The following is a 13,125-nucleotide window of genomic DNA, read 5'->3' on the forward strand; positions in this document are numbered from 1 at the left end:
CATGCGCAATCATATCGATAAGGATCACAAAACAATGAACTGGAGACTGGTTTTCGTCGCGATTCCGGCGCTGTGCGCCGCACCCGCTTTTGCGCAAGGCAGCGTCATGCTATATGGCCTCGTCGACGCGGGCATCGACTATTCGAACAACGTCGGCGGCCACAGCGCGTGGCAGATGGCGAGCGGCTTCGCACAGGGCAGCCGCTGGGGGCTGAAGGGCACCGAGGATCTGGGCGGCGGCTACAGCGCGCTGTTCCAGATCGAGAACGGCTTCAACGTGAACAGCGGCACGCTCGCGCAGGGCGGCCGCATGTTCGGGCGGCAGGCCTACGTCGGGCTTGGCAGCATGCGTTTCGGCACGCTGACGCTCGGCCGGCAATACGACGCGGTGGTCGACTATCTCGCGCCGACGACCGCGAACGGCAGCTGGGGCGTCTATCCGTTCTCGCATCCGCTCGACAACGACAACACCGGCAACACGTTTCGCGTGAACAACACGGTCAAGTACGCGAGCCCGGATTTCGCAGGCTTCTCGTTCGGCGGCACGTACAGCTTCAGCAACGACACGGGTTTCGCGAACAACCGGCAGTGGAGCGTCGGCGCGCAGTACGAGCAGGGCGGATTGCTCGTCGGCGCGGCATTCCTGAATGCGGACAACCCGGGCGCGACGTCGGGCGGCGCGATCGCGGGTTCGGGATCGGTCGGCGCCGATGCCAACTTCGCGTCGGCGAGGCTGCGGATCTTCGGCGCGGGCATCAACTACACGGCGGGCCCCGCGACGGTCGGCTTCGCGTACACGAACAGCAACGTCACGCGGCCGACCGCGAACGTCGGCTACCTGTTCGGCGACGAAACGATCGAGCCGGTGACGGGCCGGCTCGCGGGCGGCACGGTCACGGCGATCAAGTACCAGAACTTCGAGGTGAACGGCAAGTACCAGTTCACGCCGGCGGTGTTCGTCGGTGCGCAGTACGTGTACACGACGGTGCGCTACGACGCGACGACGGGCGCCGCGAAACCGAAGATCCATTCGATCGGGCTGATGGCCGACTACAACCTGTCGAAGCGCACGGACGTGTACCTGATGGGCGCGTACCAGCGGATCGCGGGTGACGCGACGGGGTCGTCGCTCGACCAGGCCTATGTACCGGGCGCGGCGGATCTGTCGTCGACGTCGAAGCAGTTGATGGTTCACGCGGGGATTCGTCACAAGTTCTGACGGTACGACCATCGCGCAGCCGGCCGCCTGCGGCTCGACGACCCGCAGGCGATCGCCGACGCAGCCGGTCGCGCGCATCTCACATTTCGAGACGACGCCCCGGTCGTTGACGCGAAATTCGCGCGGCTCCTAGACTGGCCTGGATGACGCCGCCGCCTCGCGCAGCGGCCGTACCGTTGCGCAAGACGGGCGACACAAACCAGGAGACACGCCGATGACCGCTGACGCCCCGCAGTTGCACGCCGCGACGATGCGGCGCCTGAACCTGCGCCTGATTCCATTCCTGATGCTGCTGTATCTCGTCGCGTATATCGACCGCTCGAACATCTCGGTCGCGGCGCTGCAGATGAACGCCGATCTCGGGCTGAGCGCCGAAATGTACGGGCTGGGCGCGGGGCTGTTCTACGTCACCTACATCCTGTTCGAGGTGCCGAGCAACCTGTTCCTCGCGCGTGTCGGCGCGCGCCGCTGGATCGCGCGGATCATGATCACGTGGGGCCTCGTCGCGGCCGCGATGAGCGCCGTTCATACGCCTGGGCAACTCTATGCGATGCGCCTGCTGCTCGGCGCGGCGGAATCGGGGTTCACGCCGGGCATCATCTACTACCTGTCCGCGTGGTATCCGCCGAGCGATCGGGCCCGCGCGATGTCGTTCTTCTATATCGGCGCGACGCTCGCGTCGGTGATCGGGCTGCCGCTGTCCGGCGCGCTGCTGAACCTGAACGGCGTGCTCGGCATCGAGGGCTGGCGCTGGCTGTTCCTGCTCGAAGGCGTGCCTGCGCTGCTGCTCGGGTTCGTCGTGCTGCGCCGCCTGCCCGACACGCCCGCGCATGCACGCTGGCTGCCGGCCGACGAGCGCGCGTGGCTCGAAGCGACGTTGCGCGACAGCGCGCCGCGCGAGCACCTGTCGCACGGCGTCGCGCTGCGGCGTGCGTTCAGCGACGGCAAGGTGTGGGCGCTCGCCGCGTTCTGGCTGCTGCAGGCGTTCGGCACGATCGGCCTCACGCTGTTCCTGCCGCTGCTCGTGAAGAGCCTGTCGGGGCAATCGAGTTTCGCGGTCGGCAGCCTGTCCGCGCTGCCGTTCCTGTTCGCGTGCGTCGCGATGTACGTGAACGGCCGGCATTCGGATCTCGGCGGCGAACGCGCGCTGCATCTCGGCGTGCCGATGCTGCTGGCCGGCGCGTTGCTGACCGCGGCGATCTATACGCCGATGCTGCCCGTCGCGTATGCGCTGCTCGTGCTCGCGGTCGGCTTCAACTGGGCGGCGACGCCCGTTTTCTGGGCCGTGACGACCGAATACGTATCGGGCCTCACGGCCGCCGCGTCGATCGCGCTGATCAACGCGGTCGCGAACATCGCGGGGCTCGCGCTGCCGCCGGTGATGGGGCGGATCAAGGACGTCACGCATGCGTACGACCTCGCGCTGCTGCTCGTCGCGCTCGCGCTGCTGGCCGGCGGCGTGCTGGCGTTGCGGATCGCGTCGCGACGCGCGATGCCGGTGGCGGCCAGGCGCGCCGGCTGACCGCCGCGCGCTGATCGCGGCGTGCGGCGCCGGCTTCGTGCGGCCAACGCACGGAAGATATCGCCCGAGCCGACGCTCAGCCGCAGTGTCGCGAGCGGCCGATCCTCGCCTGCGGCCGCGTGCGTGGCTTCACGACGAAATTTCCGTTACGCACGTAGAATGGTCCGACGAAAGTGCGGATGCCGGGCGGTTGCACCGGAAACGTATCTGCACGCCCGCCTTCACGTGAACGCACTCCGGGAGCACGCATGTCATCTCGCACGTATCTCGTCACCGGCGCATCGCGCGGCATCGGCCTCGCGGTCAGCGCATTGCTCGCACGGCGCGGCCATCGCGTCATCGGCCTCGCCCGTCACACGCAGGACATCGACTTCCCCGGCGAATTGCTCGCGTGCGATCTCGCCGACGTCGAACGGACGGCGGACACCCTTGCACGCATCGGCGAGCGGCACGACGTCGACGGCATCGTGAACAACGCCGGCATCGCATTGCCGCAACCGCTCGGGAAGATCGACTTCCGGTCGCTGCAGGCCGTGTTCGATCTCAACGTGCGGGCCGCGATCCAGGTCACGCAGCACTTCGCGGAGGCGATGAAGGCGCGCGGCCACGGTCGCATCGTCAATATCTGCAGCCGCGCGATTTTCGGCAGTCTCGATCGCACCGCCTATTCCGCCGCTAAGAGCGCGCTCGTCGGCTGCACGCGCACGTGGGCGCTCGAACTCGCCGAGCATGGCGTGACCGTCAATGCAGTCGCGCCGGGGCCGGTCGAGACGGAGCTGTTCCGGCAGACGCGGCCCGTCGGCAGCGAAGCCGAACGCAAGGTGCTCGCGACGATCCCCGCGCGCAGGCTTGGCACGCCCGATGACGTGGCTGCCGCGATCGCGTTCTTCCTGTCGGACGAAGCCGGATTCGTCACCGGGCAGGTGCTGGCCGTGGACGGCGGCGGCAGTCTCGGCGGGCGCGGCTGACACGGCAGCAGACGCGACTGACCCGAGACCGGGCGGCGGCCGGTATCGGCGAGCATCGCGGGCGCGCGCATACGCGTGCGCCGATGGCGGCGATGCGGCTCGCGTGCATATTCCGCTACCCCGTTAGCATGTGACGAATCGGACTTTGGATGCCGCGCGCGCGACGCTAAGATCGCCGATCCCGTAGATCGAGCGTTCAGAACAATGAAAAAATCCGCCGCGCCGTTGCATGCTTTTCGTTTCAGTGTCGTCTGCGCCGCGCTTGCCGGCGCGGTGTCGCTCGCATCGTGCGGCGGCGTCGACAGCGATCCGCCGTCGTCGCCGACGAACACCACGCCGCCGTTGGCCGCGAAACGTCCGAACATTCTGTACATCATGGCCGACGATCTTGGCTATTCCGACATCCACGCGTTCGGCGGCGAGATCAACACACCGAACCTCGATGCGCTCGTCGCGTCGGGCCGCATCCTGTCGAACCATCACACGGGCACCGTGTGCGCGATTACGCGCGCAATGCTGGTATCCGGCACCGATCACCATCTCGTCGGCGAAGGCACGATGGGCGTACCGACCGACGAACGGCGCGGGCTGCCCGGCTACGAGGGCTACCTGAACGATCGCGCACTGTCGTTCGCACAACTATTGAAGGACGCCGGCTACCACACGTATATCGCGGGCAAGTGGCACATCGGCTCGGGGATCGTCGGCAGCGCGACGGGCAGCGGGCAGACGCCGGACCAGTGGGGCTTCGAGCGCAGCTACGTACTGCTCGGCGGCGCGGCGACGAACCACTTCGCGCACGAGCCGGCCGGCTCGTCGAACTACACCGAAGACGGCCGCTACGTGCAGCCTGGCCAGCCCGGGCAGCCGGGCGGCACGGGCGGCAGCCCGGCCGTGTTCTATTCGACCGATTTCTATACGCAGAAGCTGATCTCGTACATCGATTCGAATCAGCGTGATGGCAAGCCGTTCTTCGCGTACGCGGCCTACACGTCGCCGCACTGGCCGCTGCAGGTGCCCGATCCGTGGCTGCACAAGTATGCGGGTGTGTACGACGCCGGCTACGACGCGATCCGCAACGCGCGGATCGCTCGCCAGAAGGCGCTCGGCCTGATCCCCGCCGATTTCAGGCCGTTCGACGGGTTGCCCGAAACGACGGCCGCGTCGCCCGCGACTGCGAACAACGGCACGGCAAGCGCGAAATACATCAGCGCGGTGCACCCGGCCGCGGATGGCTACGTCGACTACGGCCCCGGCAAGGTCGACAAGCTGTGGGCGAGCCTGTCGCCGGCCGAGCGCAAGGCGCAGGCGCGCTACATGGAGATCTATGCGGGGATGGTCGAGAACCTCGACTACAACATCGGCCTGCTGATCCAGCACCTGAAGGACATCGGCGAATACGACAACACGTTCATCATGTTCCAGTCGGACAACGGCGCGGAAGGCTGGCCGATCGATTCGGGCGCGGACCCGACGGCGACCGACACCGCGAACGCGCAGGAACCGGTCTATTCGACGCTCGGCACCGACAACGGCAAGCAGAACGCGCAGCGCCTGCAGTACGGGCTGCGCTGGGCCGAAGTGAGCGCGTCGCCGTTCCGGCTCACGAAGGGCTATTCGGCCGAAGGCGGCGTGTCGACGCCGACGATCGTGCACCTGCCGGGTCAGACGCAGTCGTTGCCGACGCTGCGCGCGTTCACGCACGTGACCGACAACACGGCGACGTTCCTCGCGGTCGCGGGCGTCACGCCGCCGTCGCAGCCGGCGCCGCCGCTCGTCAACACGCTGACGGGCGTCGACCAGAACAAGGGCAAGGTGATCTACAACAACCGCTACGTGTATCCGGTCACGGGCCAGTCGCTGCTGCCGGTGCTCACGGGGTCGGCGACGGGCGAAGTGCATACGACGCCGTTCGGCGACGAAGCGTACGGCCGCGCATACCTGCGTAGCGCCGACGGCCGCTGGAAGGCGCTGTGGACCGAGCCGCCGCTCGGGCCGCTCGACGGTCACTGGCAGCTTTACGACCTCGCGTCGGATCGCGGCGAGACGACCGACGTATCGGCGCAGAACCCGTCGGTGATCGGCACGCTCGTCGACCAGTGGAAGACCTACATGGGCAACGTCGGCGGTGTCGAACCGCTGCGTCCGCGCGGCTACTACTGAACCCGGGGGCGGCACGATGCGGTTCCGGTTCCGGACGATCGGCGCAGCGCTGGCCGTCATGCTGTTCGCCGCCGGGTTCGCGGCCGGCTATGCGAATCCCGTCGCCCCGGCGGGCGACGCATTCGACGGCGCGAATCGCGGCCGCGCGCTTGCGCCGCTCGGCTCGGAGCGGCAGTGCGAACGCTACTCGGGGCTGCCGGCCGACTGGCGCGACGATCCGCGGGCCGGGATGGTGCACCTGCACGGCGGCGCGTTCGTGTTCGGCAGCACGCGCGGCTACGCGGACGAGCGCCCGGTGGGCGACGGCCGCACGCGGGTCGGCGGGTTCTGGATCGACCAGACCGACGTGACGATCGCGCAGTTCGCCGCGTTCGTGCAGGCGACGGGCTACGTCACCGAAGCCGAGCAGCAGGGCGGCGCGGCCGTGTTCCATGTGCCGACGCGCGACGAGATGAACGCACGTGAGCTCGCGTGGTGGTCGTGGGTGAAGGGCGCGTCGTGGCGTCATCCGCGCGGGCCGGGCAGCGGCATCGACGGGCTCGGCAACCTGCCCGTCACGCTCGTCACGCAGCGCGATGCGCTCGCGTATGCGCGCTGGCTCGGCCGCGACCTGCCGACCGAGGCCGAATGGGAGTACGCGGGCAAGGCCGGCCGCGACGACGCGTCGCTCGACGCGGCGCCGCGCGACGCGCAGGGCAAGCCGGCCGCGAACTACTGGCAGGGCGTGTTCCCGGTACTCGACACGGTCGAGGACGGCCACGCTGGGCTCGCGCCCGTCGGCTGTTATGCGGCGAACGGGTTCCGGCTCTACGACATGATCGGCAACGCATGGGAATGGACGAAGGACGCTTACACCGGCCCGCACCAGTCGCACACGAACGGCGACACGGCGGCCGTCGCGCCGCCGACGCGCCGGCACGATACGCCGATGGTCATCAAGGGCGGCTCGTTCCTGTGCTCGCGCGATTACTGCGTGCGCTATCGCGCGTCATCGCGCGAACAGCAGGAAGCCGATCTCGGCGCGTCGCATATCGGGTTCCGCACGATTCTGAGGGACGCGTCATGAAGCGCATCGTGCATGAAGCGGGCGCCTGGTTGCTGGCGGCGTGCGCGTGCGTTCATTCCGGTTCGACCGTTGCCGTGGAAGCAGCGTTGCCGGCCGTACGCGTCGGCGTGACACGTGGCGTGCATGCGCAGATCCTGGACGAAGTGAAGCGCGTCGCCGCATCGCGAGGGTTGGGCATCGACGTCGTCGAATTCGACGACCCATCGCGCATCGATGCGGCGCTGGCCGATGGCCGGATCGACGCGGCGAGCTTCGAGGATGCGCAACAGCTGGCCGCGACGCGCGAGCAGAAACGCTACGCGCTGACCGAAGTCGCGCCGACCGTCACGCTGCCGATGGCGTTCTATTCGCGCAAACTGAAGCGCTTGAGTGAGTTGCAGCCTGGTGCGACGGTCGCGATTCCCGCCGATCCGCGCGGGATGGCACGCGCGCTCGTGCTGCTGCAGAACGACACGCTGGTGACGCTGCGCGAGCGCGCCGGCCTGCACGCGACGCTGCGCGACGTGACCGGCAACCGGCTGGGGCTGAAGCTCGTCGCACGGCGCCGCGATCGCCTTTACGCGGCGCTCGACACGGCCGCTTTCGTCGCGATCGACAGCGACGATGCCGCGCGCGCCGGGCTGCAACCCGCGCGCGACAGCATCGGCATCGAGGATGCGCGCTCGCCGTATGCGAACGTGCTGACGGTGCGCGATGCCGATCGCGCGAAGCCGTGGGTGACGCAGCTCGTCGCCGCGTATCACTCGGATGACGTCGCGCGCTTCATCCTCACGCGCTACCAGGATTCGGTACGACGGCCGTGGTAGACAGCTATGGGCTCGCCTGCAACGCGTGCGGACGCTGCTGCAACAGCGCACCGACGCTGTCGTTGCGCGAACTGTTCCGGCATCGGGATCGCTTCGTCGGCGCGCTGACGATCGGTCGCGTGCCGAAGCGGTGGATCGGCGAGCGCTGGCTTGCGGGCCACCACGGACATGCGCTCGATGCGGACGACGTCGCGGCGTGCGACGCGCTGGCGGAGCGGTTGTTTCATCGCACCGGCGACGCGGAGCGCGAATGGATCGCGCTGACGCTGCAGGGCTACGACTATCCGTCGCTCGGCCGTTGCGCGGCGCTGGCCGACGACGGCCGCTGCAGCGTGCATGCGGACAAGCCGTCGATCTGCGGTGCGGTGCCGCTCGATCCGATGTTGCCGGACAGGTTGCAGTCGCGTGTACTGGCCGCGCGGCGCGACGATGCGGCGTGGCTCGGTGCGGACTGCATCGTCGAAACGGCGAGCGCGCGATCGTTCGTCGAATCTTCATTCCCGGTGCCGCTGGTGACGGCCGGGCAGGTCGCGGACCGTGCGGCGCTCGAGGCATCTCGCGATGCACTCGCATTCGAGCGTGCGGTGTGGCGTGATGCGGTGTTCGCGTCGCTGATCGGCGGCGGGCAGGACGTGCGCCACGCGCTGTCGCGGCTTGCTCCCGGCGGATACCTGACCGTGTCGATCGTGCCGGTGCTGTTCGCCGTCGCGTCGGTCTCCGCCCATTGCCGCGCGCTGAGCATTGCGTTCATCGACGCGCAGCGCGCGTTGATCGGGATGAACATCGAAGCGGCGCTCGCGCGCCGGCATGCCGACGATCGGCCCGCGACGCGCGAGTTGCGTGGCTTCGCGCAGGCGCTTGAACGTGCGCGGCACGCACTGGCCGCGATGCCAGTTCTTGCAGCCGAACAAACACGTCACGACGCACCGCGCATCGAAGCGTGGCTCGACGGCCGGCGCGACGGCGATACGCTCGCCGCGTGACGATCGCGGCACGCGGGGCGTGCCTTACAATCGGCGCTCTTTCAATCGCTTTCGATGGAGCGGGCATGTACGCGTCGACCTTCATTTTCCGTGCCGGGCAATACGACGACGAATTCCACCGGCTCGACCGGCAGATCGCCGAGATGGCGCGCGCGGCGCCCGGCTATCTCGGCGAGGAGACATGGGAGAACGCCGAATCGGGGCTGATCCAGAACGTCTACTACTGGGAGTCGGAGGCCGCGCTGCAGCAGTTGATTGAGCATCCGGCGCATCTCGAGGCGAAGTCGAAGCAGGCACACTGGCTGAACGGCTATCGCGTCGTGATTTCGAAGGTGCTGCGCGAGTATGGCGACGGCAAGCTCGCGGCGCCGCATGCGGGCCAAACTGCATGAATGGCTGTCTGATTCATTCCTTTCGCATTGCATGGAAATAACGGCGCGCCGGACCCGGCGGCCCGCGTGTGCACGCGGGGTTTCGCGGCATCGCGTGCGATTGATTCGTCATCGAGCATGGCCAAGGTGGCGGGGCTTTGCCTATGGTTCGGGCACGGCGGCCGGCGCGCCGAACGACAGCGCTTGTCCGGACGTGTGGAACGGCGATCGCTACGCCGCCAGCTTCGGTATCACGTCGCGCATCTTCCTCGACCAGATCACGCCGGCCGGCTTCCCGGCCACGCCGAACAAGTCGGCGACGACGCTCACCTATCCGTTGGGGATCTGGTTCGCTGACGCGAACACGCTGTACGTCGCCGACCTCAAAAAAATGGCGTTTGTCTTTTACCCGCGAAAGTCGAACGTGCGCCGGACGTTCGGTTCAGCGGCGCATCGGCCCGCCCCGCCTCAAAGCGCCTCGACCAGCAACCGGTTGCTCTTCTCGCAATACTCGTGACAAGCCGCCCGCGCCGCGATCGACGCCCCGTGCACGAACTTCGGCGCGTCCGCCCGCCGCGACATCGACACGACGATCGACGGCGGTGACGGCTGAAGCGGCAGCTCGACGACCTCGCCGCTGGCGATCAACGCATCGGCGAACAGCACCGGAATTGCCGCCACGCCGAAGCCGTCGCGCACGAGCTGCACGATTACCGAGATCGACGGCGAGCCGGTGATGCGCGTCTCCGACAGCGGCACGCCATGCGCGTGCGCCAGCGTGCGCACGATGTCCTCGAGCGCGCGGTGGGGCGCGGTGCCGCGACCGTAGGTCAGGATCGGCTGGCGCAGCACCTGCCGTGCGAGGCCCGTGCGCGTCGTCGGCAGCAGCCCCGCGCGCGCGATCCAGCGCACCGGATAGTTCGCGAGCGCGTCGCAGACGACCGACGCCTCGTCGCTGCCCTCCACGCGAATGATCAGATCAAGTTCGCCGGCCATCAACCGGCGCTGCAGCACGACGCTCACGTCGACGGTCAGGTCGATCTCCAGCTGCGGATAGTCGGCGGCGAGGCGGCGCAGGTAATGCGGCAGCCAGCTGTGCACGACTGTCTCGATCACGCCGAGCCGCAGCTTGCCGCGCAGCGCGCTTTCGCCGGCAGCGGCGGCCTGCAGCTCGTGCGTGGCCTCGACGACGGCCTTCGCATAGCCGAGCAGATATTCGCCGTTCGGCGTGAGCCGGAACTCGCGGCTGTCGCGATCGACGAGCACGGTCTGCAATTCGTCCTCGAGCGCCTTCAGGCGCTGCGAGATCGCGGCCGGTGTCGCGTGCAATGCGGCGGCGGTCGTGCGGAAGTTGCGCAGCTTCGCGAGCGTGACGAAGGTTTCGAGGAAACGCGTGTTCATGGCGATCGGGCGGACGGTGGATGCGCAGCTTGCCGCTGAAGAAAAGTGAACGGGACCGGGGAAAACCCCGAGATCCGTTAAGAAATTCTATACACGCGGTGCAAAAAAACTCGTTGGCGACAAAATTTTTTCTTTTCTATTCTTCGCCGTATCCGCTGACGCAACCGTCATCCCGACGCCATATCGATCTGCCAACGACCATCATGACGCCTACCGAATTCCGCCAGTCCGTACGCAACGGTGCATTCCGCAGCCCGACGGCCGGCCAGTGCGGCCCGTTCGCGCAAGCGAACCTCGCGATCCTGCCGGACGCGTATGCGCACGATTTCCTGCGCTTCTGCCAGGCGAACCCGAAGGCGTGCCCGCTGCTGGGCGTGGGCGAACCGGGCGCGTTCCGGCTCGACGTGCTCGGCGAGGATCTCGACATCCGCACCGACGTGCCGAGCTACAACGTATACCGCGACGGCTGCCTGACCGAGCGGGTCGAATCGCTCGAAGCGCTGTGGCGGGACGATTTCGTCGTGTTCGCGATCGGCTGCTCGTTCTCGTTCGAGGACATGCTGGCGCGTGAAGGGATCGGGCTGCGCCACATCGAGGAGGGGCGCAACGTGCCGATGTACCGCACGTCGATTCCGAATCGCCGCGCGGGGATCTTCGGCGGCCAGCTGGTCGTGTCGATGCGCCCGTTGCGCGGCGCCGACGCGATCCGCGCGGTGCAGATCACGAGCCGGTTCCCGGGCGTGCACGGCGCGCCGGTCCATATCGGCCATCCGCGTGAACTCGGCATCGCCGATCTCGGCGCCCCCGATTTCGGCGACGCGGTGACGGTGCGCGACGACGAACTGCCGGTGTTCTGGGCGTGCGGCGTGACGCCGCAAACCGCGCTGATGGAGGCGAAGCTGCCGCTCGCGATCGCGCATACGCCCGGCTACATGCTGATGACGGACATCACGAACGCGTCGCTGGCCGTGTTCTGATCCGGCTGACGCCGGCGGCCCGCACGGCTGCTGGTCCGGCCCCGACGCGGCGGCGCGCCGCGACCGTAGACGATCCGCCCGACCGGAGGGCGGCGCGCAGCCGCGGCCCGGCGGTCGCTAGCACGACGCACGACGCACGACGCACCACGCACCACGCACCACGCACGACACGCACGACACGCACGACACGCACGACACGCACGACACGCACGACACGCACGACACGCACGACACGCACGGTTTCGACCGCACATTTCGACAGGAGCTTCACCATGGAAAGCAAGACCCTCGCGGCGCCCGCCGCCGGCCCCGCGGGCCCCGCGCGCAACGGCCTGTTCGGATGGTATGCGGACGCGCAGTCGCGCGAGCGACGCGCGTTCTGGAGCTGCAAGGTTGGCTACATGCTCGACGGGATGGACACGCAGATGCTGTCGTTCGTGATCCCGACGCTCGTCGCGACCTGGGGCATCTCGCTCGCGGACGCCGGCTTCATCGGCACGATGACGCTGCTCGCGTCGGCGGCGGGCGGCTGGATGGCGGGAATCCTGTCCGACCGGATCGGCCGCGTGCGCACGCTGCAGCTGACGGTGCTGTGGTTCGCGGTGTTCACCGCGCTGTGCGGGCTCGCGCAGAACTACCACCAGCTGCTCGCGGCGCGCGCGCTGATGGGCTTCGGCTTCGGCGGCGAATGGACGGCCGGCGCGGTGCTGATCGGCGAAGTGATCCGCGCGCGCGATCGCGGCAAGGCGGTCGGCCTCGTGCAGTCGGGCTGGGCGATCGGCTGGGGGCTGTCCGCGCTGCTGTATGCGCTGCTGTTCTCGGTGCTGCCGGCCGAGCAGGCATGGCGCGCGCTATTCCTCGTCGGCCTCGCGCCCGCGCTGCTGGTGGTCGTGATCCGTCGCTACGTGAAGGAGCCCGACGTCTACGAGAAGGAGAAAGCCACGCAGGCGAAGGTGGCGGACGCGCCGCGCCTCACCGAGATCTTCGCGCCGAAGCTGCTGTCGACGACGCTGCGCGCGGCGCTGCTGACGACCGGCGCGCAAGGCGGCTACTACGCGATCACGACCTGGCTGCCGACGTTCCTGAAGACCGAGCGGCACCTGACCGTGATGGGCACCGGCGGCTATCTCGCGATGATCATCCTCGGCTCGTGGGTCGGCTACCTGACGAGCGCATACCTGACCGACCGCCTCGGCCGCAAGCCGAACTTCATCCTGTTCGCGCTCGGCTCGATGGTGATCGCGTTCTCGTACACGTCGCTGAACCTGACCAACGCGTCAATGCTGTGGCTCGGCTTCCCGCTCGGTTTCTTCGCATCGGGCATCTTCTCCGGGATGGGGGCGTTCCTCACCGAACTGTTCCCGACTCGCGTGCGCGGCTCCGGGCAAGGCTTCTGCTACAACGTCGGCCGCGCGATCGGCGCACTGTTCCCGTTCCTGATCGGCGCGCTGTCGAAGCAATACGGGCTCGGCATGAGCATCGGCATCTTCGCGGTCGCCGCGTACGGCGTGGTGATCGTCGCCGCGCTGACGCTGCCCGAAACGCGCGGCCGCGAACTCGACGCCGCCTGACCAACCCCGGCGGCAGGGCCGCCGGCCCTTCGTTTTTCTTCCCCCTTGATCGACACCGTGACACGGCGCGCGACGCGC

The 13,125-nt window shown here is 68.2% G+C and carries 12 protein-coding genes; 11 read left to right on the forward strand and 1 reads right to left on the reverse strand.

What is annotated here, in order from left to right; genetic code table 11:
- The first annotated feature begins 34 nt into the window (after positions 1–34).
- The 9 genes from WS75_RS14635 (at position 35) to WS75_RS33560 (ending at position 9,615) form a co-directional block, all read left to right on the forward strand.
- Positions 35–1,219, forward strand: coding sequence for a porin (locus WS75_RS14635; RefSeq protein WP_059681113.1), 1,185 nt, complete (start codon positions 35–37; stop codon positions 1,217–1,219).
- Between the two features lie 214 nt (positions 1,220–1,433).
- Positions 1,434–2,741, forward strand: coding sequence for an MFS transporter (locus WS75_RS14640; RefSeq protein WP_059681114.1), 1,308 nt, complete (start codon positions 1,434–1,436; stop codon positions 2,739–2,741).
- Positions 2,742–2,989: 248 nt separating this feature from the next.
- Complete coding sequence (locus tag WS75_RS14645) at positions 2,990–3,709, forward strand: SDR family oxidoreductase (RefSeq protein WP_059681115.1); 720 nt, start codon at positions 2,990–2,992, stop codon at positions 3,707–3,709.
- Between the two features lie 204 nt (positions 3,710–3,913).
- A complete protein-coding gene (locus tag WS75_RS14650) occupies positions 3,914–5,872 on the forward strand; it encodes an arylsulfatase (RefSeq protein WP_059681116.1) in 1,959 nt (652 codons plus the stop codon).
- 16 nt (positions 5,873–5,888) lie between these two features.
- The gene (locus tag WS75_RS14655; protein ID WP_059681117.1) at positions 5,889–6,938 is read left to right on the forward strand and encodes a formylglycine-generating enzyme family protein; all 1,050 of its coding nucleotides are present in this window, start codon (positions 5,889–5,891) and stop codon (positions 6,936–6,938) included.
- The gene (locus WS75_RS14660) at positions 6,935–7,744 is read left to right on the forward strand and encodes a MetQ/NlpA family lipoprotein (protein WP_059681118.1); all 810 of its coding nucleotides are present in this window, start codon (positions 6,935–6,937) and stop codon (positions 7,742–7,744) included. Before WS75_RS14655 ends, WS75_RS14660 begins: the two co-directional genes overlap by 4 nt.
- Entirely contained in the window at positions 7,738–8,727 is a 990-nt protein-coding gene (locus WS75_RS14665) for a hypothetical protein (protein ID WP_059681119.1), read from the forward strand. The genes WS75_RS14660 and WS75_RS14665 overlap by 7 nt, the downstream gene beginning before the upstream one ends.
- A 65-nt stretch (positions 8,728–8,792) precedes the next feature.
- Positions 8,793–9,119: an antibiotic biosynthesis monooxygenase family protein gene (locus WS75_RS14670; RefSeq protein WP_059681120.1), complete on the forward strand. Its 327-nt coding sequence runs from the start codon at positions 8,793–8,795 to the stop codon at positions 9,117–9,119.
- Positions 9,100–9,615 (forward strand): hypothetical protein, encoded by a 516-nt coding sequence (locus WS75_RS33560; RefSeq protein ID WP_156429782.1) that lies wholly within the window; start codon positions 9,100–9,102, stop codon positions 9,613–9,615. The genes WS75_RS14670 and WS75_RS33560 overlap by 20 nt, the downstream gene beginning before the upstream one ends.
- On the opposite strand, the gene WS75_RS14680 is transcribed toward WS75_RS33560, so the two are convergent.
- Complete coding sequence (locus WS75_RS14680) at positions 9,567–10,499, reverse strand: LysR family transcriptional regulator (RefSeq protein ID WP_059681122.1); 933 nt, start codon at positions 10,497–10,499, stop codon at positions 9,567–9,569. The two genes, WS75_RS33560 and WS75_RS14680, sit on opposite strands and share 49 nt — an antisense overlap.
- Before the next feature lie 203 nt (positions 10,500–10,702).
- Here WS75_RS14680 and WS75_RS14685 point away from each other — a divergent pair, with 203 nt between their 5' ends.
- Entirely contained in the window at positions 10,703–11,476 is a 774-nt protein-coding gene (locus WS75_RS14685; RefSeq protein ID WP_059681123.1) for a putative hydro-lyase, read from the forward strand.
- 272 nt (positions 11,477–11,748) lie between these two features.
- On the forward strand, positions 11,749–13,047 hold the full coding sequence (locus WS75_RS14690) for an MFS transporter (RefSeq protein WP_059681124.1): 1,299 nt from the start codon (positions 11,749–11,751) through the stop codon (positions 13,045–13,047).
- The last annotated feature ends 78 nt before the right edge of the window (positions 13,048–13,125 follow it).

The organism is Burkholderia sp. FL-7-2-10-S1-D7, assembly GCF_001524185.1.
In the GTDB taxonomy this organism is placed as follows: Bacteria; Pseudomonadota; Gammaproteobacteria; order Burkholderiales; family Burkholderiaceae; genus Burkholderia; species Burkholderia diffusa.

Excerpts from the sequence above, each read along its gene's own strand:
- WS75_RS14635 (WP_059681113.1), top strand. The coding sequence starts at position 35 with ATGAACTGGAGACTGGTTTTCGTCGCGATTCCGGCGCTGTGCGCCGCA.
- WS75_RS14640 (WP_059681114.1), top strand. The coding sequence starts at position 1,434 with ATGACCGCTGACGCCCCGCAGTTGCACGCCGCGACGATGCGGCGCCTG.
- WS75_RS14645 (WP_059681115.1), top strand. The coding sequence starts at position 2,990 with ATGTCATCTCGCACGTATCTCGTCACCGGCGCATCGCGCGGCATCGGC.
- WS75_RS14650 (WP_059681116.1), top strand. The coding sequence starts at position 3,914 with ATGAAAAAATCCGCCGCGCCGTTGCATGCTTTTCGTTTCAGTGTCGTC.
- WS75_RS14655 (WP_059681117.1), top strand. The coding sequence starts at position 5,889 with ATGCGGTTCCGGTTCCGGACGATCGGCGCAGCGCTGGCCGTCATGCTG.
- WS75_RS14660 (WP_059681118.1), top strand. The coding sequence starts at position 6,935 with ATGAAGCGCATCGTGCATGAAGCGGGCGCCTGGTTGCTGGCGGCGTGC.
- WS75_RS14670 (WP_059681120.1), top strand. The coding sequence starts at position 8,793 with ATGTACGCGTCGACCTTCATTTTCCGTGCCGGGCAATACGACGACGAA.
- WS75_RS33560 (WP_156429782.1), top strand. The coding sequence starts at position 9,100 with ATGCGGGCCAAACTGCATGAATGGCTGTCTGATTCATTCCTTTCGCAT.
- WS75_RS14680 (WP_059681122.1), bottom strand. The coding sequence starts at position 10,499 with ATGAACACGCGTTTCCTCGAAACCTTCGTCACGCTCGCGAAGCTGCGC.
- WS75_RS14685 (WP_059681123.1), top strand. The coding sequence starts at position 10,703 with ATGACGCCTACCGAATTCCGCCAGTCCGTACGCAACGGTGCATTCCGC.
- WS75_RS14690 (WP_059681124.1), top strand. The coding sequence starts at position 11,749 with ATGGAAAGCAAGACCCTCGCGGCGCCCGCCGCCGGCCCCGCGGGCCCC.